The organism is Thioclava sp. ES.031, assembly GCF_002563775.1.
GTDB lineage: Bacteria > Pseudomonadota > Alphaproteobacteria > Rhodobacterales > Rhodobacteraceae > Thioclava.
Genome location: NZ_PDJO01000001.1, coordinates 3,900,219 through 3,924,195, shown reverse-complemented (window position 1 = coordinate 3,924,195; position 23,977 = coordinate 3,900,219). Strand labels below are relative to the sequence as shown.

Genomic DNA, 23,977 nt, shown 5'->3' with positions numbered 1-23,977 from the left:
CGGGCCGCGTGCGGCTTTTTCTGAAGGCGATCAGCTCTTCACGGCCGAACAATAGGCGCTGATCGCCGCGATCATCCCGGCATGGGACAGCCCTTGCGGGAAATTGCCCAGCTGAGCGCCGGTCTCCGGGTCGTGTTCCTCGGACATCAGGCCGAGATCGGTCGTGGCTTTCAGCATCCCCTCGATCTGCGCCCTTGCCTCGTCGAGTCGTCCGGCCCGCACGAGGTAATCCGCCGCCCAGAAACCGCAGGCGTTGAAATGCCCCTCGATGCCGGGAAGCCCATCCTCCTGCACGTCGTAGCGCCGCAGATGGACGCCCGATCCAAGCCGCTCGCGGATCGCCGTATAGGTCGCGGTCATCTTCGGATCGTCCGCTGCGATCACCCCGATGCGCGGCATCAGCAGGACGCTCGCATCGAGCCAATCCTCGCCGATCGCGCCGGTGAAGGCGCCGATCTTCTCATTCCATGCCGCGTCCCGGATAAGCGCCTCGATCGCGGCGCGCTCGGCTCTCCAAAGCTTTGTGTCGGCCTCGATCACGCCGCGCTCGACCAGCGCGATCACCGCGTTCAGCGCGCCCCAGCACATCGCCTTGGAATAGGTGTGATGGCGGCGCGGGTCGGGCATTTCCCAGATCCCGTTATCGGGCCGGGTCCATTGCGAGACCACGACATCGGCGAAATTCGCAAGCCGGATGCCTTCGCCGGGATGCAACTCGCCACCCGCGTCGACATAGGCGCGCGCGGCCATGATCATCGAGCCATAGGCGTCGAGTTGCAGCTGTGTCGCAGCGCCGTTGCCCAATTGCACCGGGGCCGAGCGGCGATAGCCCTCGACCGTCTGCAGCCTGTGCAGCAAGACGTCGCTGTCGCCCTGCACCGTGTAGAGCGTGCCCAGCTCCGGCGCGGTTTCGCGGGTGGCCGCCATCAGCCAGCGGAAGAATGCGTCGGCCTCTCCGGTCAGACCCTGATCGAGAAAGGCATGCAGCACGAAATAAGCGTCGCGCAGCCAGCAATAGCGATAGTCGTAGTTGCGGATGCCGCCGATCACCTCCGGCAGGCCCATCGTGGGCGCGGCGATCACGGCGCCGGTGGGGGCGTGGATCAGCAGTTGCAGCGCCATCAGCGAGCGTTTGAGCGGCCCGGAGAAAGGCCCGTCGCCGAAATCCGTCTGCGACTGCCGCTTGCGCCATGCCTCGCGGGTGGCGGCGAGCGCGGCGCGGGCCGCATCCATCCCGCCGACATGGCCGTGACCGCCTTGGGTGATGGTGAGGGTGACGTAGCCTTCCTCTCCGGCGGCGAGCGTGCCGCGCCCGTTCAGCCGGCCCGAGCCTTCGATTTCCAGCTCTATGGAGCTGTCGATCAGGACGATGTCGCCGTCTTGCGTGAATTGCCAGCTGCCCGGGCCGCGCCGGATGAAATCGGGCGTGCTCAGCGCGTAGTCGCAACGCGGGGCGATGCAGATTTCGACTTCTGCGTCGGCGTCCTGCGCTTCGATCAGCCGCACGACGGAGCGCCCGAAGCTCGCCGCTTCTTCGAGCGAGTCCGGGAGGTTCATGAAGTCGGTGACCTTGAGCCGCCCGGCTTTGGTCGGGTGGGTCGTGGTCAGGATCGGGCCGTGGTCTTCATAGGCGCGCTCGGCGGCGGTCGGGTGGTCCGCATACGGCACCGGCCCGACGTAGAAGGTCCCGCCGCGAAACTGGTCGAGCAACCGACCGAACAGCGGATCGCCGTCGAAATCGGGGCCGCAGAGCCAGTCGATCGCGCCGTCGCGGGCCACCAGCGCCGCCGTGCGCGTATCCCCGATCACCGCGTAATCGCCAATCGGGAGATAGCCGCGCCGCCCTTCGAGAAAGCGCAGCGGCGGGCTGTCCGGATCGGGCGTGGTCTTCGCGGGGCGGTCGGAGGCGGGATCGGTGAACTCGGTCATGAAATGCATGTCCTTCGTCGGCGCCTCCGGGCGCTGCCTCCCGGAGACAATCACATCCCTCTCAGTGATCGAACGGACCCGCCGCGCCGCAGTTCCTTGAACAAACCGTGTGCGTTCGAGAGCCGCGCGTGGTGCAAACCCGGTCGCGGGGCCCGCAGCCCCCTCGTCCGTTAGGGCGCTTTGATCAGGACGGGCATCCGCGCGAAGCCCATCGAGATATGGCCGCGCCGCATATGGCCGAGCGCGTCGAGATCGCCGAGCCGCAAGGCGCGCAGGATGTCGCGCAGCTCGTCATTGTAGATCTCGATCTCCTGCATCAGGTCGATCTGCGAGGCGGTGACCTGCTGCAGCCAGATCCGGGCCGTGCGGAAATACAGCGCCTCCGACATTTCCCTCAGCGGCGCATTCGCAGTCAGGTCCAGCAGACCGAGGAAGGTATCGCGGTCCAGCTCGGCGAAAGCGCGGGCCGTGGGCGCATCGGCAAGGGCGCGGCCGCGTTCCTGCAGCTTGACGAAAGACGCGATCAGTGCGGCGCTTGGCGGCACCGGGTCGAGCGTGGTCTGCAGCACCGTGAGTTCGCGCCGCAGCCGGAAGACCTGAGCCAGTTCGGTGTAATCGACATCGGTGACGAACGTGCCGACCCCATGCATCGAGCGCAGCATCCCGTCATCCTCGAGCCGCGCCAGCACCCGGCGCAGCGGTGTCCGCGAGATGCCAAATTCGGAAGCGAGCGCGGTCTCCGACAGGCGCATGCCGGGCGGGTAGTCGAGCAGGCAGATGCGGCCGCGAATTTCGGCATGGATGAGGTCCAAGCGGTCGCGGCCACGCAGCCGTTCCGGTTTGGTTTGCCGAGGGATCAGGGGTATCTCGTTCATCGGGTTTTGTTGTCTCTTCGCGCGGAGGCCATGATCGGCGGCGGCGGCGCGCAGGTCAATCTGCTTCGCGGCGACGGCCCAAAAGGCATTTCGATTTCACATATTGCGCCTGAGGAGGCGGAGCAATCGGCCCGATGCGGAGGCTGTTGCCGGCAAATGGCCTGTACGGGGCCTGCACTGGGTCCGCACGGGCGCGCGAGATATGAGCGTTCCGTGTTCAACGCTGCGATATTGGGCAATATTGGTGCACAACATCTGCGCAGGGAACTTCACAACCCCACGATATCTGTCTGGCAACCCTGTATAATCAATGTGATCTGCTTGACACTCTCCGGAATCTCATAGGTGTTGTGTACATCAAGCGCGGGAGGCTTTCGGCTTTCCGTTAACAAGAGCCAACAGGAGAGACGCATGAAATCGATTTGGAAATCTGTCGCCGCTGCCGGTATGGGCCTCGCGATGAGCGCGACCGCCGCACTGGCCGGACCCCTGATGGACCGTATCAACTCGGGCGAGCCGATCCGCATCGGCTTCGCGAACGAAGTTCCGTGGGCCTATCCGGGCGAAGACAACAAGCCGCTGGGCTTCGTGAACGCCTATGTTCTGGGTGTGCTCCACGAGATGGGCTATGACAACATCACCCCCGTCGTGACCGATTGGGGCGGGCTGATCCCGGGCCTCAACGCGAACCGCTTCGACATGGTCACGGGCGGTCTCTACATCCTCAACTCGCGTTGCCAGAACGTCGCATTCTCGGAGCCGATGGCGAAGGTGGGCGATGCGTTCATCGTGCCGAAGGGCAACCCGAAGAACCTGAACAACTACGAGCAGGTCGCCAAGGCTGGCGCGACCTTCGTGACGGGCGCGGGCTATAACCAGGTGGAATCCGCAGCCAAGGGCGGCATCCCGGATAGCGACGTGATGACCGTGCCGGGCCCGACCGAAATCCTCGCCGCCGTGAAAGCGGGTCGCGCGGATGCAGGTGGCGTGACCTATTTCACCGCGCAGAACCTCGCCAAGCAATCGGACGGTACGGTTGAAGTGTCGGATGTGAGCCAGCTTCCGGAATGGACCCAGAACTGGGTCGGCATCGGCTTCCGCAAGGCGGATCAGGACTTCGTCGACAAGTTCAACGAAGCCCAGAAGAAGTATCTCGGTTCGGACGCGATGATGAAAGCGGTCGGCGAGTACGGCTACTCGAAAGGCAACCTGCCGGGCGACAAGACCGCCGCAGAAGTCTGCAAGATGCGCTAAGCGCAGCTGCTGAAGACATGGACGGGCCAGCACATGGCCCGTCCATTTTGACATTCACCGCCGGGGCGGGACGGGAATGAGTTACATAGAATTTTTCAAAGAATACGGGCCACGTTTCTGGGACGGGACGCTCGTAACGGCGGGCCAGTTTTTCCTAGCGTCCGCCCTGGCGATCGCCATCGCGCTCGTTGCCGGGCTGATGAAGCTCTCGCGCAACGGGCTGATCCGGGGCATCGCCGTCGTCTATATCGAGATTTTTCGCGGCACCTCGCTGCTGGTCCAGCTGTACTGGATCTTCTTCGTGCTGCCGCTGTTCGGGCTGACGCTGCCGAAATTCACCGCGGGTTTCGTCGCGGTGGGGATGAACCTCGGGGCCTACGGCGCCGAGCTGGTGCGCGGCGGCATCCAATCCGTGCCGAAAGGGCAGTGGGAGGCGGCCTATGCGCTGTCACTGAGCCCGATCAAGCGGATGTGGCGGATCATCCTGCCGCAGGCTTTCGTCAACATGCTGCCGCCGTGGGGCAACCTGCTGATCGAATTGCTGAAGAACACCGCGCTGGTCGCGCTGATCTCCGTGTCGGACCTGATGTTCGAGGCGAAGCAGATCAACGGCTCCACCTTCCTGTCCGCGCAGACCTTCGGGACGGCGCTGATCATCTACTACGTCTTCGCGCGCTTCATCGTGACGCCGTTCATGCGCTGGCTTGAGCTGGTCATGCGGCGCAAGCTGGGGAGGGCCTGATCCATGGGGTTCAACTGGAACTGGGAATTCACCTGGGAAATCCTGCCCAAGCTGCTGCATGCGACGCTCAACACGCTGATGGCTGCGGGCTTCGGCTATGCGATCGCGGTGGTGCTGGGCATGATCTTCGCGCTCGCCCAACGCACGCCCTACTGGGTGCTGACGAAAACGGTGCGCGAGTTCATCGAGTTCATCCGCTCGACGCCGCTGATCCTGCAGATCTTCTTCGTCTATTACGTCGGTCCGCAATTCGGCCTGAAGCTGGGGCCGTGGACGGCGGGCATGATCGCGATCGGCCTGCACTATTCGGCCTACCTGTCGGAGGTCTATCGCGGCGGTCTCGACGCGGTGCCGAAAGGCCAATGGGAGGCCTGCACCGCGCTCAACATGTCGACCCGCGACACCTATTGGCGGATCGTGATCCCGCAGGCCATTCCGCCCGCGCTGGCGGGGATGGGCAATTACCTCGTGGGGATCTTCAAGGACACGCCGATGCTCTCGGTGATCGGGGTGGCCGAATTGATGCACACCGCGAATGCGATCGGCTCGTCGAGCTATCGCTATCTCGAACCCTATACGCTGGTGGGGATCATCTTCCTCGCCATCTCGCTTCCCACCGCTGCCCTGATCCGCGTCTTCGAGGATCGCGTGCGGCGTAAACTCGGATTGAAATGATGGAAGACCTTTCGAACTATCCGCTCGAACTGACGGGCGACGACGTGCCGATGGTGCGGTTCCTGAAAGTCACCAAGCGCTATGGCGATCTGGTGGTACTCGACCAGCTCGATCTCGACGTGGCCGAGGGGGAAATGGTCACGATCATCGGCCCGTCCGGCTCGGGCAAGACGACCGTGCTGCGGATGCTGATGACGCTCGAGACGATCAACGAGGGCGTGATCTACGTGGACGGCAAGCCGCTGACCCATATGGAGAAAAACGGCAAGCTGGTGCCCGCGGACCGCAAATATCTGCGCAAGGCCCGCAGCCAGATCGGCATGTGCTTCCAGCATTTCAATCTCTTCCCGCATATGACCGCGCTGGAGAATTGCATGGAAGGCCCGGTGCAGGTGCTGGGTCTGAAGAAGGCCGAGGCGCGCGAACGGGCCGAGGAACTGCTGGAGCTTGTGGGCATGTCCGACAAGCGCGACCAGCACCCCTCGCGGCTCTCGGGCGGTCAGCAGCAGCGCGTGGCGATCGCGCGGGCGCTGGCGATGCGCCCCAAGGTGATGCTGTTCGACGAGGTGACCTCCGCGCTCGACCCCGAGGTGATCGGCGAGGTGACCAACGTGATCCGGTCGCTGGTGGATAAATACAATCTGACGATGCTGATGGTGACGCACCAGATGGGCTTCGCAAAGGACATCTCGGATCGGGTCTGCTTCTTCTACGACGGCAAGATCGAGGAGCAGGGCGCCCCCGAGGATCTCTTCGGCAACCCGCAGAAAGAGCGCACGCAGCAATTCCTCTCGGCGGTGAAAGAGGCCGACTGACGCGCCTCACGATGTCGCGCAATGGCCTGTCTGAAAAGGTCATTGCGTGCGCGGACGTCTCGTTGCCTTATGGGCCTGCTTCCATCGCAGCGAGGGTCCGATATGCCGATCATCATAGACAATCCCTGGCGCGGCGACGGGCTCGACCCGGACGGCGTCATGCCAATTGCCGATGCGGCGGGCGTGGCCAGCCTGCTTGCGCGCTGTCCGGCACATCACGAGACCCCGCTGCGCGCGGCGCCCGAGATTGCGGAGCGCGCCGGGGTCGGCGAGGTCTGGATCAAGGACGAGCGCGAGCGCATGGGGCTGGGCAGCTTCAAGGCGCTGGGCGCGGTCCATGCGATCGCCCGGGAGGCCGCGGCGCGCGCCGAGGGCGACGACCTGCAAACGGCCCTCGCCGGTGAGACCTATGTCGCGGCCAGCGCAGGCAATCACGGCCTCTCGGTCGCGGCAGGCGCGCGGATATTCGGGGCCCGCGCGATCATCTATCTGGCCGAGACCGTGCCTGCCGCCTTCGCCGCGCGGTTGGAGGCACGCGGGGCCGAGGTCGTGCGCGCTGGCGCGGAGTATCAAGCGAGCATGGAGGCCGCCGAGACGGCCGCCGCGGAGAATGGCTGGACGCTTCTGTCGGACAGCTCGTGGGAGGGCTATGTCGAACTGCCGCTGCGGGTGATGGAGGGCTACACCCAGCTTGCCGCCGAGGCCGTCGCGCAGATCGACGCGCCGCCCACCCACATCCTGCTGCAGGCGGGGGTCGGTGGTCTGGCGGCCGCGGTCGCGGCGCATGCGCGGCTGGCTTGGGGCGACGGGCCTGAGATCATCGTGGTCGAACCCGATGCGGCGCCTGCGCTGATCGAGAGCATTCGCGCAGGGCATCTGGTGAGCACGGAAGGGCCGGTTTCCGCGATGGGGCGGCTCGATTGCAAGACGCCTTCGATGGTGGCGCTGGCGGGTCTGTCGCGCGACGCGGATCGCTTCGCCACGATCACCGAAGCCGAGGCGCAGTCCGGCGTCGACATCCTCGCCGCACACGGGCTGGCCACGACGCCTTCGGGCGGGGCCGGGCTGGCGGCTCTGCTTGCCGGGCTGTCGCTGGGCCCCGAGGCGCGCGTGCTGGCGATCCTCAGCGAAGGCCCGGAAGATGGCTGAGCGCTCGCTCATCTTTCCGGCGGAGGAGTTTCGCACTCGCGTCGGCCGCCTGCAGGCCGAGATGAGCGCACGGGGTCTGGATGCGCTGTTCCTGACCTCGGCTGCGGATATCTTCTACGTCACGGGCTTTCTGACCCGGTTCTGGGAAAGCCCTGCGCGTCCGTGGTTCGTGATCGTTCCGGCCAGCGGTGCGCCGGTCGCGGTGATCCCCTCCATCGGTGCGGAACTTATGGGCCGCACATGGATGACGCAGGTCCGCACTTGGGAGGCGCCCGATCCCGACGATGACGGCGTGAGCCTGCTTGCCGAGACGCTCTGCGATCTGCTGCCCGAGAGCGCGCGGATCGGGGTGCCGATGGGGTTGGAGACGCAGCTGCGGATGCCGCTGGCGGATTACGTGCGGCTCGGGGAGCGTATCGCGCCGCGGCGCTTCATCGACGGCACCGCCGCGATCCAGCGGGTGCGCGAGATCAAGAGCGCGGCGGAGATCGAGAAGATCCGCACGGTCTGCGCCATCGCGGGTCGCGCCTTCGCGCGGGTGCCGGAATTCGCGGGGCCGGGGCGTCCGCTCGACGGGATTTTCCGCGCCTTCCAATCGGCGCTTTTGGAGGAGGGGGCTGACTGGGTCAGCTATGTCGCCGGGGCGGCGGGGCCATCGGGCTATGACGATGTGATCTCGCCCGCCGGGCCCGAGCCGCTTCAGGCGGGCGATGTGCTGATGCTGGATACCGGCGCGGTGCGCGACGGGTATTTCTGCGATTTCGACCGCAATTTCTCGGTCGGGCCAGCGTCGGAGCCGGTGCGGCGCACCCATGCCGCGCTCTGGGAGGTGACAGAGGCGGTGATGGCCGAGCTGCGGCCCGGGATGCGGGCGCGCGACGCGCATCGTCTGCTGGTCGAGGGGCTCGCGGCGCGCGGTGTCGCGGCAGGCGGCGGGCGCTTGGGCCACGGGCTGGGGATCACCCTGACGGAATGGCCGTCCTTCACCCCGCGCGACGACACGGAGCTGCGCGAGGGCATGGTGCTGACGCTGGAACCCGGCGCGTGGGTCGAGACTGCGCAGGGTCCGCGCCGCCTGCTGGTCCATGAGGAAAACATCGTCCTGCGCGCGACCGGGGCGGAACTGCTGTCGCCGCGCGCCCCCGAAACCCTGCCGGAGCTGAGCTGATGGCCGATTTCCCTTATCGTCTTCGCGACGACGCCACGCCCACGATGGGGCTGATCGTGCTACGTGTGGACGAGACCATCGAGGACGAATTCCGCCGCTACATCCCGCCGGGCGACGCGCGGATGCATGTCACGCGCGTCCATTCGGGCGATGACCTGACCCCGTCGAGCATCGCCGAGATGGAGCGCGCTTTGAGCGGCGCGGCGGCGTTGCTGCCGCCTGCGGCGAAGTTCGATGTGGTGGGCTATGGCTGCACCTCGGGCGCGGCGTTGATCGGGCCGGACGAGGTACGGGCGAATGTCATGGCGGGCGTCACGACGCGGCATGTGACCGATCCGCTGAGTGCCGCGCTGGCTGCGATCTCCGATCTCGGGTTGGAGCGGGTGGGGATCGTCTCGCCCTATGTCGCCTCGGTCGCGGAGCCTTTGCGGGCGGCCTTCGTCGCTGCAGGGATCACCGTGCCCGCGACGCTGTCTTTCGGCGAGGAAGTGGAGGCGCGGGTCGCGCGGATCGATCCGGCCTCGATCGCGGCGGCCGCGCGGAGCCTTGCGGGGCAGGCCAAGCTGGACGGGATTTTCCTGTCCTGCACCAACCTGCGGACGCGGCGGATTTTGCCGGAACTGAAAGCGGAGCTCGGGATGCCGGTGCTCAGCTCGAACCAGGCGCTGGCCTGGCATATGCGCAAGCTTGCGGGGCTGGGCGTGCCGGAGTGAACAAGGCGCCCGTCGGGGCGCCTTGTAAGGTCGTTTCGAAAAATCAGCGGCGCGATCTGACGAATTCGACGATGCCATAGACCGCGAGGGCGGCGACGCCGACGATCAGCATCGGCTCGACACCGTGGGTATGAAATTGCGTGCCGGAATGCGCGAGGGCCGGGCTTGCTGCCATTGCGCCCAGAAGCGTTGCGAAGCTGGTCTTCATTGGTCGATCTCTTTCTTGCGTTGGGTCAGGAAGTCGCGGATGTCGAGGACGGATTTCTCGTCCATCGACACGTAGATCAGCGACATGTTGGTGCGTTCGCGGACCATCTCGCCCGGGAACGGAAGGTAGGACAGCTCGCGCGAACCGAAGGAGGGCGAGGCGGTGCCCACCTGCCATTCGGTCTTGAGCTCCACATCCACGAGTTTCAGCGATTTCGGCCCCGTGGACGAGGGACGCTCGAAGGGGACGCCCGCGAGCTTGAGATAGCTCGTCTTGTCGGAGGCCTGCATGAAGCCGTCGATGAACTGGGTGGCCAGAACCTGCAGGTCCGCCGCCTCGTCCTCGTGATGCATGTGGCTGTGCAGATGCTCGCCATGGGCGTGGTTGTGACCATGCCCGTGATGCGCGTGGTCATGGGAATGCCCGTGGCTGTGCCCGTGACTGTGCCCGTGATCGTGGTGGTGATGGTGCCCGTGGGGGGCGTGATCATGCGGCATGGCTCAGCCCACCTTATGCGGTTCGGAATTCGACCAGCGCTTGCCCTCGAATTCGCCATGGGGCAGCGAGACGGGCTTGTCGATATGCTTGCGATGCGCGCCCAGCTTGCCATTGGCGACCAGCGAGCCCAGCACATCCACGATCACCCGCGTGCCCATCAGCGCGGTGATGTCGGACACGTCATAGGGCGGCGCGACCTCGACCAGTTCCATCCCGCAGATGCCTTCGGCCGCGATGCCGGAGGCCAGCGCCAGCGCCTCGCGCGGCAGGAAGCCACCCGGTTCGGGCCAGCCGGTGCCGGGCACGAAGCCACAGTCGATCGAGTCGATGTCAAACGACATGTAGACCATGTCGACCCCGTCCCACGCCATCTCGAGCGCCATCTCGATCGTTTTGTCGATGCCCATCTTTTCCATGTCGCCCATGGTGATGATGTTGGTTTCGCGTTCGCGCGCGACCTTCACCGCCTCGCGCGGGACCTGCCAGCCGCCGATCCCGATCTGAACGAGGTTCTTCGCGGGCACGTTGGGCAGGTTGGTCGAATGGAACCACGGCGTGGTGTGCATCCGCTCGTCGAGGTCTTTTTCCTGAATGTCGGCATGGCGGTCGAAATGAACGATGCCGATCTTCTTAGAGGTGCATTCGGCAATGCCGCGCACGCAAGGAAAGCCGATCGAGTGGTCGCCGCCGATCATGATCGGGAGCGAGCCCGAGGAGAAGACATGGCTGACCGCGCGGCTGATCTGGTCGAAGCTCTTCTCGATATTCGCCGGGATGGTGAACACGTCGCCCGCATCGCAGAGCGTCATCTGCTCGCGCAGGTCGACGCCGATCTCGTAGTTGTAAGGCGTGTAGAGCGCGGAGATCTTGCGCACGCCCTGCGGCCCGAAGCGGGTGCCTGCGCGGTAGGTGGTGCCGCCGTCGAAGGGGATGCCCAGCACGGTCGCGTCGTAATGCGAGACCTCCAGCACGTCCTCGGCATAGGGCGCCTTGAGGAAGGTGTTGATGCCCGCGTAATGGGGCAGCTCGCCGCGCGCGAAGGTCGGGATCGACTTGTCCTCGATGCTGTCGGCGCCGGTCAGCCCCATGCGCAGCGCCCAGCGGCGTTCCTCGTCCCAGCGGCCCTCGGGGAGTTCCGCCTCTTTGCGCATCGCCTTCCAGCCGGCGAGCTTGGTCAGGTCCGGGTGGTGCTGGCGGCGCTCGCGCAGGGCATGCGCCGCGATGGCTGCTTGCGGGTGGTGCGGGCGCGATCGCCCGCCTGGCAGGTCATGGAACATCTCTGTCTCCAATCTATCGAAGCCCCGGATCGGGGCAGGCTGTCTGGACCTTGGCGGCGGCCCGCGCGCGGGGCCCAGCGGCGCGCGCGGTGAAACTTTCGTCTCAGTCCGGCGCGGGCGCAGGGTCGCTTTGCGCGGCCAGAGACGGGATCTTGTCGAGGATGTGCTGATACGGAATGCCGTGATCGCGGGCGTCGAAATCATAGGTGATCGTCGCGCCATAGCGTTCGGGATAATCCGGGTCCCAGCGGGTCTTGTCGAACACGAGAACGCGGTCGCCCAGCTTGAAGCCTTCGCCCAGATCATGCGTGACCATGAAGACGGTCATGCTGGTCTCGGCGCGCAGCTGCGTCAGGAATTCGTGCATCGAGAGCCGCGTACCCGGATCGAGCGCACCGAAGGGCTCGTCGAGCAGCAGGATGCGCGGGCGCGCGTGCAGCGCCTGCCCGATGGCGAGACGTTGCTGCATCCCGCCCGAGAGGGTCGAGGGGTAGTTCTTCGCCACATGCGCGAGCCCGATCCGTTCGAGAACCTCATCGGCGCGCGCCCGGGCCTCGCGCAGCTTCGCGCCGCGAAACCAGCCCCAGCCTTTCGGGAAGCTCTCGGCGGCGACGATGTTGTCGCGCACGGTCATATGCGGGAAGACCGAGTATTTCTGGAACACCACGCCGCGTTCGCGGCCCGGTTCGCGCGCAGGCTGGCCACCATCGACGGTGATGCGGCCCCGCGTGGGCGTCTCGTCGGCCAAGAGCAGCCGCAGGAAGGTGGATTTGCCGCAGCCGGAGGCGCCGACGATCGAGACGAACTCGCCCTCGGCCACGTCGAGATTGACGCGCTCGATGATCGGGCGGCCGTCGTATTCCTGAAACACATCGCGAACGGTGACGAAGCTCATAGCCCACCTCCCAGCCAAGGGAAGGCTCTGCGCGAGAGCGTTTTGAGGGCGAAGTCGATTAGGAAGGCGAGCAGCGTGATCCAGATGACGTAGGTCAGGATGATGTCCATCGCGAGGTAACGCCGGACGAGGAAGATGCGGTAGCCAAGGCCGACCTCGGCCGCGACGGCTTCGGCGGCGATCAGGAAGAGCCAAGCCGCCCCGAGTGACAGGCGGATGGCCGCGATCAGCCGCGGCAGGATTTGCGGCAGCACCACGCGCAGCGCGATGACCCAAGTGGAGGCGCCCAGCGTCTGCGCCTTCACGATCTCTTCGTGCGGAATGTCGAGCACCCGCTGCGAGAGGTCGCGGATCAGGAAGGGCGTGATGCCGATGACGATCAGCACGATCTTCGAGGTCTCGCCCAACCCGAAAACGATGAACAGGATCGGCAGCAGCGCCAGCGGCGGCACCATCGAGAGCACCGCGACGAAGCTGGACAATCCGCGCCGGACATAAGGCAGCAGCCCGATCCCGACGCCGACCGTCAGCGAGATCAGCGCGCCGATGCCGACCCCGAAGGCCAGACGCCGCAGGCTCGCGAAAGTATCGGCCCAGAGGAGGATTTCACCGGTGCGCTTGTTCGGCTCGGTGAAGAGCCGCCCGGCGGTATTCATGATCGTCTCGGGCGCGGGCAGCAGCTTGTCCTGCGGGTTCGCCGCAAGCCGGATTTCCGAGCCGATCCAATAGGCGATCAGCACCGCCACGAAGGGCAGCGCGGCCAGCAGGATGCCGGTGGGCCGGGTCGGATGTCGGTTTAGCAGACGCATGGGCGCTTTCGGCAATTGGCGGAAAAGGGCCCGGCCCGAAGGCCGGGCAAGTCAGATCAAAGCGCGCCGTCGGCCGCCATCTGCATGTAGGTCGTATCGAAGCGGAACTTCACGTTGGCTTCGTCGCCTGTCACCGAGCCGTCGGGATATTCGACGCCCACGAAATCGGCCGAAGGCGCATCGACACCAAGGATGCCCTTGTCGAACAGGAAGTTCGCGACCGTCGTCATGGTCTCGGGCATCTCGGCGCTCGCGGCCTGCTCGACCGCCTTGGCCGGGTCGTAGAACATCGCCGTGGCGGCGAGCTGCGCCTTGTAGCCTTCGAGATCGGTGCCGGCGGCCTCGGCCATCGCGGTCAGCGCCTCTTCGTCGCCTGCGGCCATCTTCGACATGACCTCATACCAGGCGCCGACCACGGCCTTGCCGAAATCGGGGTTGTCCTTGAGCGTCTCGGTATTCACCACCATCAGGTCGAGGATTTCGCCCGGGATCTGCGAGCTGTCGAAGAGCTTGTTCGCATCCGGGTTGGTGTCGAGGATTTCCGACACGAGCGGGTTCCACGTCACGACGGTCTCGACCTCGGGGGTCGCGAAGGCGGCGATCATGTCGGCGTCGGAGGTGTTCACGACACCTGCCAGATCCTTCTCGGCCAGCCCAGCCTTGTCGAGCGCGCGGGCCAGCAGGTAATGCGAGACCGACAGCTCGACGAGGTTCACCTTGGTGTCCTTCAGCTCCTCGATCGAGGTCGCTTTCTTCGAGATGATCGCGTCATTGCCGTCGGAATAGTCGCCGACGATCAGCGCGGTCGTGTCGACGCCGCCGCCCGACGGGATCGAGAGCGTGTCCATGTTGGTCGCGGAGACGCCGTCGAAGCCGCCTGCGGTGTATTGGTTGATCGATTCCACGTAGTCGTTGATCTGAACGATATCGACGGTGATGCCGTATTTCTCGGCCCATTTGTCCATGATCCCCGAGCTGTCCAGATAGCCCCAGGGCATCCAGCCGGCATAGATCGACCATGCGAGTTTGAAATCGGTTTTCTGCTCGGCCATCGCGGGCGAGAGAGAGGCGGCGAGAACGCCCAAGCTGAGGGCCGTGGCGGACAGGAATTTCGTTCTGGTCATGGTCTTCCCCGTTGGCATGCGTCCCGCCGTCATATGGCGTAGAGGCCGACCCGCTGGCGGAACAAGAGATGAGGCGCGGGTCAGACCTGCGCAGTAATCTCCCGGGATTTTGGCCCGCCGTGTGCCCGCACGGAATTTGCCGCGTGGGTGGCACTTCTCGGACCAGACCTGCCTCTCGGCAACGGAACCCTAAGCGCCCTGCACCTTCATTCGGGCATGACCGTGGTGCGTTTCCAAAGCTGGAGAGGGGGCAAAAGCCGCCTCGATTGCGCCCCGCATGGCATTTGGGCGCAAAAAACTCTCAAGTGATGGTTTTTTGAGCGTCACCCCAAGCATTTTTGATCGGTTGGTGCGCTTTTCGTGCGGCTTCGTGATTCCTCGCGAGGTGGGAGGGGCGGGGCGTGAGGCGCACCTCACCCTCCCGAACGGGCCTCCACCGGCGAGCCGTCTTCCAGCGTTTCGACCGGATAGAGCACGACGCGGTCGCCCTCGCTCAGACCGTCCTGAAGCTCGGCATAGGTGCCGTTATCGGTCCCGATTTTCACGTTCACTTCCCGCGCGCGCCCGTCCTCGACCTTGAAGACGGCCCAGCCGGTGCCGCGCCGGAACAGGGCGCTCGACGGGACGCGCAGCGCGTCGGGGTTCTGCCAGACCACGATCCGGGCGGTCACCTGAAAGCCGTGGCCCAGCCCCGCCCGCTGCGCGGAATCGCCGGTGAAGGCGATGACCACGCCGACGCGTTGCTCCTCGACGCCCAGGGCGGAGACCTTCGTCGTGCCCGACGGGTCGATGCGGACCACCTTGCCCTCCAGCACGTCCGGCCCGCCCCAATCGGTGATCTCCACCGGATCGCCGAGGCGCACGCGCACCGCATCGCGCGAGAGAAGATCGGCCACCACCTCAAGCCCCTCCGAGATGTCGCCGATCTCCATGATCGGGGAGCCTGCAGAGAGCACGGTCTCGTTTTCCTGCAGGATTTGCAGCACCGTTCCGGTCGCGGGCGCGTAAAGCGGGATCGTCTCGACGCCCTCACTGTTGCTGGCGGCGGCATCGTTCTGCAGTACGGATTTTGCCGAGGCCAGCGCCGCCTCGCGCATCGCGATGGCGGCTTTCGCGGCGGCTTCCTGCGCGGCGGCGTAATCGGCATTTATCTGATCGCGGTCCAGCTTGGACTGGCTGATCGTGCCGGAAAGCGCGAGCCGCTGCGACCGCGCGAGATCGCTATCGGCCTGTTCGCGCATCGCGACGGCGGCGCGGTAATCGCCCTCGGCCGCGCTCAGCGCGGCTTGGGCTTCGGCGAGCGCCGCCTCCGCCTGCGCCCGGCTGCGCGCATCCAGCACGGCGGGCAGGGCGGGGCGCATCCGGGCGACGACCGTCTCATTCGCGACGACATGATCGCCGACATGGATATCGAGCCGCTGCAGCCTGCCGCTGACCGGGGTCGAGACCGTGTAGCTTTCGCTCACGCGGGTCCGGCCATCATCCTCGATGACGAGCTTCATCGGGCCGCGCGTGACCTCGCCCATATCGACGGTCTGCGGTTGCGGCCAGAGAAGCGCAGCGATTGCGCCCGCCGCGATCAGGCCGATCAGGATGAGAATGAGCCATCTGGTCCGGGGTTTTGGTGTCACGGGTCAGTCCCTCGCCTTGAGCGCCGAAATCATGTTCAACCGATCCAGCGCGCGGCGCAACATCAGGATCGAGGCCAGTGTCGCCGAGACCACGACCAGAACCGCCATCGCGATGCTGGGCAGATCGAAGCTGACGCTGACCCGGTAGAGTTCATTGGAGAAAACGCGTGCGATCAACTTGGCAAGTGTCCAGCCGAACCAGATGCCGACCGGGAGCGCGCAGGCGACCAGCAGGGTGATCTCCCCGGCCAGGATCAGCGTCACCTCGGAGCGGGTGAAGCCAAGGACGCGCAGGCTCGCCAACTCATGCGCGCGTTCGGCGAATGCGTTGCGCGCGGCGTTGTAGACGATGCCGAAGCTCAGCACGAAAGCGATCGCTCCGAAGACGAAGCGCATCTGGCCCGCACCCTCGTCGGCGATTTCCCGGAACGCCGCCAGACTGTCGGATTTGATCGAGACGCCCGCGACTTTGGGGCGCTCGCGCAGCTCGTGCAGAAGCTCCGGCGACGGGGCGCCTTCGGTGCGGATCGAGACCGAGGTGATCCGGTCCGCCTCGCCCACGGCGCGGGTCAGCGAGTCGAGGCGCATATAGGCCGGAGCGCCCAGCAGGGTGTCGGAGATCGCCGCGACCGGCAGCGACAGGGTCCGTTTGCGGCCCTCGGTGACTTCGGCGGTGAGGTTTTCGCCCGGCTGAAGTTTCAGCACATCCGCGAGCCCCCGCGAGATCACGACGCCCTGCGCGGGCAGGGCGATCGGCTCCAGATCGGGCCGCAGCGCGCGGTTGAGCTGCGCATCCTCGGACAGGCCGGTCAGTTCGCCGCGATGGGTGATGACGCCGTTGCGGAAGAGGACCGGCACGTAGCGCGTCGGCTCGGCCTCCAGCACGCCGGGCAGGTGCGCGATCTCATGCGTCACATCGCGCGAGACGGGGTGGATGAAGCTCACCGTCGCATCCGAGCGGTCGGCAAAGCCGAAGGTGACATCCATCGTGTGATCGAAGCCCGAATAGATCATCAGCATCGCCATGTTCAGCGCGAGCCCCGCGGCCACGCCCGCGACCGTGCCGAGGCTGCGCACCGGTTGCCGCGTGATCTGGCGCAGGATCATCCGTCCCGGCTGGTCGAAGAATCTCGTGACGATCGCGAGGAAGCCGACCCGGCCATGGGTGAAATCGGGCGGGGCAGGCGGGCGCATCGCCTCGGCGGGTGTCAGGCGGAACACCGTGCGCAGCGCAATCGCCGCACCGAGCGCGGCGGCGATCAGCGAGAAGGCGAGACCCCCGGCGAAGGGACCGGGACGCATCGAGAAGACGAGATAGGGGAATTTGTAGAATTCCATGTAGAGCCCGGTGATCGACCGCCCGAGCATCACGCCCAGAGCCGATCCGAGCAGCGCGCCCGCGAAGGCGATCATCAGCGCCATTTCGAGGTAGTGCCCGGCGATCTCCGCACCGCTATGGCCGAAGGCTTTCATCAAGCCGATCTCGCGCCGCTCGGCCTGCACGATCCGGGTGATCGTGACGTTGAGCAGAAAAGCCGCGACGGCGAGGAAGATCGGCGGCAGAAACACCCGCGACTGGCGCAGGCCCTTGAGTTCTTCCTCGATGAAGCGCGCCGAGGTCTGCTGGTCCTGCACATAGCCCGCGCCTCCGCCATAGGGCGCCATCAGCCGGTCGAGATCGGCCAGCACCGCCTTGCGCGGCCGCTCGCGCGTGGTGAGCGCCAGCACCTCGTTGAACGCGCCGTCGAGGTCGAGCACGGCACCGGCCGCCTTGCGCTCCATCCAGATCACGGCGAAGCGGCCATCGGTCGGGAAGAATTCGCCCGGTGCGGGCATGAATAGAAACTCCGGCGCGCGGGCGAAACCGACGACATGCAGTTTTTGGTGGCGGCCTTCGACGGTGACGCCGAGCGTGTCGCCAAGCGCGATCCCGCGCGCGGCTGCGAACGTGTCGAGCAGCACGACCTCGTCGCTGCGTCCGGCGATGGGCTTGCGTCCCGCCGTCATCAGGATGCCGTTGAGCCCGGCAGGGCCGGGTAGCGACAGGATGCGCGCCTGCACCGGCTCGCCGCCGTCTGCATCGATCCGGCCGAAGCCGCTGATCCGGCCCTCGGCGGCCAGCACACCGGGAATGGCGTTGACCTGTTCCATCATCGAGCTGGGTGCCCGGGTGAGCGGCTCGAAGACCTGCGCCAGCCGGTGCCGTTCGAAATAGGCGTCGCGGGTGACGGTGAGCGTATCGGTCAGCCCCGCCATCATCACCTGCACCATCACGCCCAGAGCGACGACCGCCGAGATCGCCAGCGCCTGCGCCCGGATGCGCCAGAGGTCGCGGAACAGTTTGCGATGGAGAACGGTCAGGGCCATCGGCTCACCATTCGATCTCGGCAGGATCGGCGCGGGTCTCGTTGACGATCGTCTCGCGCAACTGGCCATCGGTGAAATGCAGCACGCGATGCGCCATCGCCGCCGTCGCCGCCGCGTGGGTGACGATCAGCACGGTGGTGCCCAGCTCGCGGTTCACATCGTTGAGTACCTGCAGCACCCGCCGCCCCGTCGTGCTGTCGAGCGCCCCGGTCGGCTCGTCGCAAAACAGCACGGCCGGGCGCTTCGCGATGGCCCGCGCGATGGCGACGCGCTGCTGCTCGCCGCCCGACATCTGCGCCGGGAAATGGTCGAGCCGTTCTTCCAGCCCCACCAGCCGCAGCGCCTCGCCCGCATCCATCGGATCATGCGAGATCTCGGTCACCAGATCGACATTCTCGCGCGCGGTGAGGCTGGGCATCAGGTTGTAGAACTGGAAGACGAAACCGACATGGCTGCGCCGATATTGCGTCAGCGCGCGGTCGGACATTTCGGTCAGGTTCTGATCCCCGAACCACGCCTGACCCGAGCTTGGTCTGTCGAGCCCGCCGATGATGTTGAGAAAGGTGGATTTGCCGCTGCCCGAGGGGCCCAGCAGCACGACGACCTCGCTGCGCGGAATTTCCAGCGTCACCTCTCGGAGCGCGTGGACCGCGGCAGGACCTTCGCCATAGGTCTTCGACAATGCTTCGGTGCGAAAGGCAGGCTGCACGCTCGGCCTCTTGAAATAGATCGGGCAGGGCGCCCGACCCGGATCAGATCACAGCCGTGTCAGACAGTCAAAACCTGTCGGGACCGGCGGCGGTTGGCATGTGCTTGCGTGGCCTTAGGGCATCGGGTGGCCGCCTCGCGGCGCGGGCGCGTCAGGTGCTGAGGCTGTGGAAGAAGAGGTCGATTTCCAACGCCAGTCCGAACTCGAATTCAGTCAGTTCGGGATGGGTCCATTCGTGCTGTTCGAGATGGTCGAGGAAGTCGCGCCGTTTTCGCTCGTCGCCCGCATCCAGCGACAGGGTCTCGGCGGCGCGCAGCAGGTCGATCCGCTTATGGACCTCGCGCATGGCGGAGAAGGCTTCCATCATAACCGGCATCAGGCGCGGCTCGCTCTGCCAGGTTTGCCCGCCGAAGACCTCTTGCACGACACGGTTGCCCGAGCCGAGGCAGTCATAGGCGACGCAGCCCGCCATGCCTTCCTGCGTCAGCTTGTCGTGGATCGAGCAGTCATGCCCACAGAGATGCCGACAGGGCTCGCCGGGGTTCTTGCTGAACGCGAAATCCTTGCCCTTGTCGAAGGCCAGCACAAGACAGCACAGGGCTGCGCATTGCGAACAGTCGGTCTTGAGACGATCGGTCTGGGACATTCGGGCCTTCGTTTAACGGGACCTCGCATGGGAGGTCGTCGGGCCGTGATATCCCGCAAAACGGCTCTCAAATGCAAGGGCTGCGCGGGACGCGCGTGAGGGTGCCCCGGCAGCGGCGGGGGGTTCCGCTGCCGGGGTCTCTGGCTCAAATGGCCTGAACGGCCTTTTCCAGCATGTCGCGCACTTCGCCCGCGACCGATTTCAGCTGCGGATTGTCGATCGCCGTCATCGAGGCCTGCGGGTCGATCGCGCAGACGAGGATATCCGAACCGTCCTGCCGCAGAATGACGTTGCAGGGCAGCATCGCGCCGACATTCGGCTCCAGCTGGATCGCCTGATGCGCCATCTTCGGATTGCAGGCGCCGAGGATCATGTAGCCGGGCATGTCTTCGTCCAGCTTCTTCTTCATCGTGCCCTGCACGTCGATCTCGGTGAGCACGCCGAAGCCCTGCGCCTTCAGGGCCTCGCGGGTCCGGGTGTCGGCCTCTTCGAGCGTGGTATCGGTGAGGCGTTTGTCGATGGTGTAGCTCATGGTGTTGGCTCCTTGAGTTGAAAGCGATTCAGGTTTCGACCGGGTAGTCCTGCGCGGACCATGCGCCGAAGCTGCCCGGCACCGCGGAGACGTTCTTGAACCCGGCGCGGTGCAGGAGGCTCGCGGCGAGGCTGGCGCGGTAGCCGCCCTGACAGTAGACGGCGTAGTCGGTGGACCGGTCGAGTTTGTCCATCTCGTCGTCGAGCGTGCCGAGGAAACGGTGGATCGCGCCGGGGATATGACCGCCGTCCCACTCCTCGTCCTTGCGCACGTCGAGCGGGGGCAGATCGCTGCCCTTCAACTCCTGCACGGTGACCTGCGGGATATGCGCGAGCGGTCGCCCGGAGGTGCGCCACGCGGCGATGCCCCCCGTCAGATAGCCCGCGAATTTCGTGAAACCGACGCGCCAGAGGAACAGCACGGCCTCGTCGATCTCGCTGTCTTTTTCGCTCACCAGCGCGATCGGCTTGTCGGGATCGAGCATCCAGCCCGCCCAGACCGACAGCTCCGGCTGCAGGCCGATATTGAGCGCACCTTCGATGAAGCCGCCGCCAAAGGCGAGCATGTCGCGCACATCGACCAGCTGCACGTCGTCCTTGGCGATCAGGGCCTCGAACTCCTCCGGGATCTTGCCGATGCAGCGCGGCAAGCCGTGCATCACCTCGGGGCCCGCCGCGTTGACCTTCTTGAGGCGCGGGTAATGCGTGGGCACAGGTGGGGCGTCCTTCGTCATCTCGTCCTTGAAGGCCTCGAGATCGGTGATCTGGACATATTTGTTATGGGCTTTCTCATAGGCGATGCTGGTCGACATCCGGTCGCCGATATTCGGCCCGCAGGCCGAGCCCGCGCCGTGACAGGGATAGACCAGCACGCCCTCGGGCAGTTGCATGTAGAATTCCTGCGTGGTGCGGAAGAGCGCTTCGGTCAATTCCTCGGTCTTGTCGTCGCCCAAGAGGTCGGGGCGGCCGACCGAATCCACGAAGAAAGCATCACCGCTGAGCACGCCCCACGGGTCGTCATTGTCCTTCTCGTAGAGCAGGAAGGAGACGTGTTCGGGCGTGTGACCCGGCGTGTGCCGCGTCTCGAGCGTGAGATCGCCGAAGGCGAAGCGGTCGCCATCGCGGATGCCCTCATGCGCGAAGTCATATTCGGCGCCGCCTTCGACGCTGACGCAGAGCTTGGGTTCTCCATCCAGTCGCGCCACCAACTCGCGCGCGCCCGACAGGAAGTCGGCGTGGATATGAGTCTCGAACACATGGGTGATCGTCAGGCCGAGCGACTTGGCACGCTCGATATAGATGTCGCAATCCGGGCGGGGATCGACGACGGCGGCGGTGCCGCTGCCGGTATCGCCCAAGAGGTAGGAGCACTGGGCGATCCCTTCCGCAAGGATCTGTTCAAAACGCATGGTCATCGCATTTGCCTCCGGGTTTCCGTCCGTTCGGGATTGCTGGAGGAATGCGTGGGGAGCGATTCACGTTCCGAATTCTGAATGTGTGTGCCGCCGGAACAGGCATAAAAGATCCGTGAGGATCGCCTTGGTGCGTGGTCAGGTTCGGCGGGCGTGAGTTGTGCCCGCGCGGGCATCGGGCAGGATCAGGGTCACGCGCAGCCCGGTCTCCGCATTCGCGATGCTCAGTTTGCCGCCGACGGCCTGCGCGATCTCGGCGCTGATCGACAGGCCCAAGCCATGACCGCTTTCATCGGCCCGCGCACCGCGTTTCCGAAGATGCTCGATGCGGTCCGCCGAGATGCCCGGGCCGTCGTCCTGCACCTCGATCGCGATCGCCGCGTCGCGGCGGCTGGCGCGGATCGTGACCTGCGACGTGGCGTGGCGGCTGGCATTCTCGATCAGCGCCCCGAGGGCTTCGGCCAGATCACTGGCGTCGAGCGGCACCTGCAGATCCTCGGGCACGGCGATGTCCCACTCCACCGCGCTGCCCGTGGGGGTGCGCCGGATCACCGAGACGATCTGCTGCACGACAGGGGCCACCGTGGCCTTGTCTTTCACGACGCGCCCTGCGAGGCGCGACCGGGTCAATTCGCGGTCGACATGGCGGCGCATCGCTTCGGCAATTTCTTCGATGGCGGCGGCGGGCTCGGTCTGGCCGGTCTGGCGCAGCCGGTCGGCCTCGCCCATCAGCGCCTGCAGCGGGGTCTTGAACCCATGCGCGAGATCGGCGGCGCGGTGGCGCGCGCGGTCCAGCTCGGCCTCGCGGGCGTCGATCAGCGCATCGACCTCATTCGCGAGCGGCTGCACCTCTTTCGGGAAATCGCTGCCAAGCCGCCGCTGTTCGCCCGAGCGCACGGCGAGCACGCGCCGCCCGACCTCTGACAATGGGCGCAGGCCGAAGAAGAGCTGAACCCATCCGGCGACGATCAGGGCGGCTGCGAGGATCGCGTTATAGGGCAGCAGTTCTTTCAGAAAATCGCTGCGCGCCTGATCCAGATCGGTCGTCGTCAGCGCGACCGCCGCGCGCACTCGGCCCCCGCCCAGCGAGGGCGGCAGGGTCACGCTGCGCTCCAGCGTCAGAAGCGTCCCGCCGGTCTGATCGGGCAGGCGATGCACATGGACATGCCCGTCGGGCAGCGCATCGGGCGGCAGCGGCAGCACGTAATCCCAAAGCGAGCGCGACCGCAGCAGCGTGTCGCCGAGGTCGATCTGCCAGTAAAGCCCGCTCAGAGGCTGGTCGAAGCGCGGATCGGCGGGCGGCGTCTGCAGCGCGAGCCTCCCGTCGGCGTCGCGCCCGAGCGCGGCCACGACCTGATCGAGCTGCACCGACAGTTCGGCCTCGGCCCGGCGCTGAACATGGGCGGCAAACAGCGCCGTCAGCGCGGCGGAGGCAATCGCCAGCGCCAGCACCACCGCGAGCGCGCCGCCAAGCGCGAGCCGGAGGCGCAGCGACAACCGCATCACGCGCCGCCGCCTTCGAGGAAATAGCCAAAGCCGCGCCGCGTGCCGATCACGCCGGGGCCCATCTTGCGGCGCAGTCGCGCGACGAGCGCCTCCAGCGCATTGGCCTCGCGCGAGTCGTCATCGCCGTAGAGATGTTCAAGCAGTTCTGTCGGCGGCACGACCCGGTCGCGATGCAGCATCAGGTAGGAGAGCAGCCGGAATTCCAGCGCCGTCGCCGCGATCGGCACGCCGCGGATCGACACGCTCATCCGGTTCGCGTCGAGCGTCAATTCGCCCACGCTCTGGTTTGCCGAGGCCCGCCCCGCCGAGCGCCGGATCAACGCGCGCGCACGGGCGACCAGCTCTTCCATGCGGAACGGTTTGGGGAGGTAGTCATCCGCGCCTGCGTCGATGCCTTCGACCCGCTCGGTCCAGGCGCCGCGCGCGGTCAGCACCAGCACCGGCATCTCGCGATCATTGGCGCGCCATTTCTTGAGGATGCTCAGCCCGTCCATCTTCGGCAGGCCCAGATCGAGAATGACGAGGTCGTAATCTTCGGTATCGCCCAGAAACCACGCATCGAGCCCGTCCGCGCAGGTCTCGACGAGAAACCCCGCCGCCTCGAGCGCAGCCTTGAGATCCGCCGCGATCCTCTGGTCGTCCTCGACCGCCAATACGCGCATTACTTGTCCCCGTTGCGCTCGCTGTCTTCGGGACCACCAATCGGCAAACCGGTCGCCGCGTCAACCTCAAGCTCGATGATCCGGCCTTCCGGGGTGATCAGCTTGAGCTCGTAGACATAGTGGCCGTCATCCGATTCCAGCTCCAGCTTGATGACGCGGCCTCTGAAACGCTTCTGCAGGCCGCCGAGAATCTTCGACAGCGGCAGGATCTCTTCGCGCTCGACCGCGCTGCGCGCCCGGTCGTGATCCGAGCCGTTTCGGCCCGGACTGCCGCTACCCGCACGCTCGGCGAGGGCGGGCGTGGCCAGGGCCAGCGAGAGAATTATGAGGGACGTGAGCGTTTTCATGCGGCTTTTCTAGCGCAAACAAGCTGACAGAACGC

At 65.9% G+C, this 23,977-nt stretch carries 24 protein-coding genes and 1 riboswitch; of the genes, 7 read left to right on the top strand and 17 right to left on the bottom strand.

What is annotated here, in order from left to right; genetic code table 11:
- Nucleotides 1-30 precede the first annotated feature (30 nt).
- The gene (locus tag AXZ77_RS18740; RefSeq protein ID WP_176536081.1) at nucleotides 31-1,929 is read right to left on the bottom strand and encodes a glycoside hydrolase family 15 protein; all 1,899 of its coding nucleotides are present in this window, start codon (nucleotides 1,927-1,929) and stop codon (nucleotides 31-33) included.
- Between the two features lie 170 nt (nucleotides 1,930-2,099).
- Entirely contained in the window at nucleotides 2,100-2,804 is a 705-nt protein-coding gene (locus tag AXZ77_RS18735) for a GntR family transcriptional regulator (protein ID WP_098412310.1), read from the bottom strand.
- 411 nt (nucleotides 2,805-3,215) lie between these two features.
- Between AXZ77_RS18735 and ehuB the strand changes: the two genes are divergently transcribed.
- The 7 genes from ehuB to AXZ77_RS18700 all read left to right on the top strand — a co-directional run bounded on the left by ehuB (nucleotide 3,216) and on the right by AXZ77_RS18700 (nucleotide 9,320).
- Nucleotides 3,216-4,058, top strand: a complete 843-nt coding sequence (gene ehuB / locus AXZ77_RS18730) for an ectoine/hydroxyectoine ABC transporter substrate-binding protein EhuB (protein ID WP_098412309.1) — start codon at nucleotides 3,216-3,218, stop codon at nucleotides 4,056-4,058.
- A gap of 76 nt (nucleotides 4,059-4,134) precedes the next feature.
- Nucleotides 4,135-4,800, top strand: coding sequence for an ectoine/hydroxyectoine ABC transporter permease subunit EhuC (gene ehuC, locus AXZ77_RS18725; RefSeq protein WP_098412308.1), 666 nt, complete (start codon nucleotides 4,135-4,137; stop codon nucleotides 4,798-4,800).
- Nucleotides 4,801-4,803: 3 nt separating this feature from the next.
- The gene (ehuD, locus tag AXZ77_RS18720; protein ID WP_098412307.1) at nucleotides 4,804-5,475 is read left to right on the top strand and encodes an ectoine/hydroxyectoine ABC transporter permease subunit EhuD; all 672 of its coding nucleotides are present in this window, start codon (nucleotides 4,804-4,806) and stop codon (nucleotides 5,473-5,475) included.
- Nucleotides 5,475-6,290 carry an ectoine/hydroxyectoine ABC transporter ATP-binding protein EhuA gene (gene ehuA / locus AXZ77_RS18715; RefSeq protein WP_098412306.1) on the top strand — a complete coding sequence of 272 codons (816 nt, stop codon included), beginning with the start codon at nucleotides 5,475-5,477 and terminating at the stop codon, nucleotides 6,288-6,290. Before ehuD ends, ehuA begins: the two co-directional genes overlap by 1 nt.
- Before the next feature lie 102 nt (nucleotides 6,291-6,392).
- Nucleotides 6,393-7,439: a pyridoxal-phosphate dependent enzyme gene (locus AXZ77_RS18710; protein WP_098412305.1), complete on the top strand. Its 1,047-nt coding sequence runs from the start codon at nucleotides 6,393-6,395 to the stop codon at nucleotides 7,437-7,439.
- Nucleotides 7,432-8,607, top strand: a complete 1,176-nt coding sequence (locus AXZ77_RS18705) for a Xaa-Pro peptidase family protein (RefSeq protein ID WP_098412304.1) — start codon at nucleotides 7,432-7,434, stop codon at nucleotides 8,605-8,607. The genes AXZ77_RS18710 and AXZ77_RS18705 overlap by 8 nt, the downstream gene beginning before the upstream one ends.
- Complete coding sequence (locus AXZ77_RS18700) at nucleotides 8,607-9,320, top strand: aspartate/glutamate racemase family protein (protein WP_098412303.1); 714 nt, start codon at nucleotides 8,607-8,609, stop codon at nucleotides 9,318-9,320. Before AXZ77_RS18705 ends, AXZ77_RS18700 begins: the two co-directional genes overlap by 1 nt.
- Before the next feature lie 43 nt (nucleotides 9,321-9,363).
- Here AXZ77_RS18700 and AXZ77_RS18695 read toward each other — a convergent pair whose 3' ends face one another.
- From AXZ77_RS18695 to AXZ77_RS18625, 15 genes are all read right to left on the bottom strand, one after another.
- Nucleotides 9,364-9,528 (bottom strand): peptidase M23, encoded by a 165-nt coding sequence (locus AXZ77_RS18695; RefSeq protein WP_098412302.1) that lies wholly within the window; start codon nucleotides 9,526-9,528, stop codon nucleotides 9,364-9,366.
- Nucleotides 9,525-10,025, bottom strand: a complete 501-nt coding sequence (locus AXZ77_RS18690; protein WP_098412301.1) for a hypothetical protein — start codon at nucleotides 10,023-10,025, stop codon at nucleotides 9,525-9,527. The genes AXZ77_RS18695 and AXZ77_RS18690 overlap by 4 nt, the downstream gene beginning before the upstream one ends.
- Before the next feature lie 3 nt (nucleotides 10,026-10,028).
- Entirely contained in the window at nucleotides 10,029-11,303 is a 1,275-nt protein-coding gene (locus AXZ77_RS18685; RefSeq protein WP_146673635.1) for an agmatinase family protein, read from the bottom strand.
- Between the two features lie 103 nt (nucleotides 11,304-11,406).
- The gene (locus AXZ77_RS18680; RefSeq protein WP_098412300.1) at nucleotides 11,407-12,198 is read right to left on the bottom strand and encodes an ABC transporter ATP-binding protein; all 792 of its coding nucleotides are present in this window, start codon (nucleotides 12,196-12,198) and stop codon (nucleotides 11,407-11,409) included.
- Nucleotides 12,195-13,007 (bottom strand): ABC transporter permease, encoded by an 813-nt coding sequence (locus AXZ77_RS18675; protein WP_098412299.1) that lies wholly within the window; start codon nucleotides 13,005-13,007, stop codon nucleotides 12,195-12,197. Before AXZ77_RS18675 ends, AXZ77_RS18680 begins: the two co-directional genes overlap by 4 nt.
- Before the next feature lie 56 nt (nucleotides 13,008-13,063).
- Nucleotides 13,064-14,131, bottom strand: coding sequence for a putative urea ABC transporter substrate-binding protein (locus tag AXZ77_RS18670; RefSeq protein ID WP_098412298.1), 1,068 nt, complete (start codon nucleotides 14,129-14,131; stop codon nucleotides 13,064-13,066).
- Nucleotides 14,132-14,227: 96 nt separating this feature from the next.
- A riboswitch (guanidine-I (ykkC/yxkD leader) is annotated at nucleotides 14,228-14,335 on the bottom strand.
- A 209-nt stretch (nucleotides 14,336-14,544) separates the two neighbouring features.
- On the bottom strand, nucleotides 14,545-15,762 hold the full coding sequence (locus AXZ77_RS18665; RefSeq protein WP_098412297.1) for an efflux RND transporter periplasmic adaptor subunit: 1,218 nt from the start codon (nucleotides 15,760-15,762) through the stop codon (nucleotides 14,545-14,547).
- A 3-nt stretch (nucleotides 15,763-15,765) separates the two neighbouring features.
- The gene (locus AXZ77_RS18660; RefSeq protein ID WP_176536080.1) at nucleotides 15,766-18,129 is read right to left on the bottom strand and encodes an ABC transporter permease; all 2,364 of its coding nucleotides are present in this window, start codon (nucleotides 18,127-18,129) and stop codon (nucleotides 15,766-15,768) included.
- A 4-nt stretch (nucleotides 18,130-18,133) separates the two neighbouring features.
- Nucleotides 18,134-18,838 carry an ABC transporter ATP-binding protein gene (locus tag AXZ77_RS18655; RefSeq protein WP_078551102.1) on the bottom strand — a complete coding sequence of 235 codons (705 nt, stop codon included), beginning with the start codon at nucleotides 18,836-18,838 and terminating at the stop codon, nucleotides 18,134-18,136.
- A 151-nt stretch (nucleotides 18,839-18,989) separates the two neighbouring features.
- Complete coding sequence (locus tag AXZ77_RS18650; protein ID WP_098412295.1) at nucleotides 18,990-19,484, bottom strand: hypothetical protein; 495 nt, start codon at nucleotides 19,482-19,484, stop codon at nucleotides 18,990-18,992.
- A gap of 145 nt (nucleotides 19,485-19,629) precedes the next feature.
- On the bottom strand, nucleotides 19,630-20,016 hold the full coding sequence (locus AXZ77_RS18645) for a DUF302 domain-containing protein (protein ID WP_098412294.1): 387 nt from the start codon (nucleotides 20,014-20,016) through the stop codon (nucleotides 19,630-19,632).
- A gap of 28 nt (nucleotides 20,017-20,044) precedes the next feature.
- A complete protein-coding gene (locus tag AXZ77_RS18640) occupies nucleotides 20,045-21,430 on the bottom strand; it encodes a rhodanese-like domain-containing protein (protein WP_098412293.1) in 1,386 nt (461 codons plus the stop codon).
- A gap of 135 nt (nucleotides 21,431-21,565) precedes the next feature.
- Complete coding sequence (locus tag AXZ77_RS18635) at nucleotides 21,566-22,930, bottom strand: HAMP domain-containing sensor histidine kinase (RefSeq protein ID WP_218000501.1); 1,365 nt, start codon at nucleotides 22,928-22,930, stop codon at nucleotides 21,566-21,568.
- Nucleotides 22,930-23,595 (bottom strand): response regulator transcription factor, encoded by a 666-nt coding sequence (locus AXZ77_RS18630; RefSeq protein WP_098412291.1) that lies wholly within the window; start codon nucleotides 23,593-23,595, stop codon nucleotides 22,930-22,932. The genes AXZ77_RS18635 and AXZ77_RS18630 overlap by 1 nt, the downstream gene beginning before the upstream one ends.
- The gene (locus AXZ77_RS18625) at nucleotides 23,595-23,942 is read right to left on the bottom strand and encodes a PepSY domain-containing protein (RefSeq protein WP_098412290.1); all 348 of its coding nucleotides are present in this window, start codon (nucleotides 23,940-23,942) and stop codon (nucleotides 23,595-23,597) included. The genes AXZ77_RS18630 and AXZ77_RS18625 overlap by 1 nt, the downstream gene beginning before the upstream one ends.
- Between the last annotated feature and the right edge of the window lie 35 nt (nucleotides 23,943-23,977).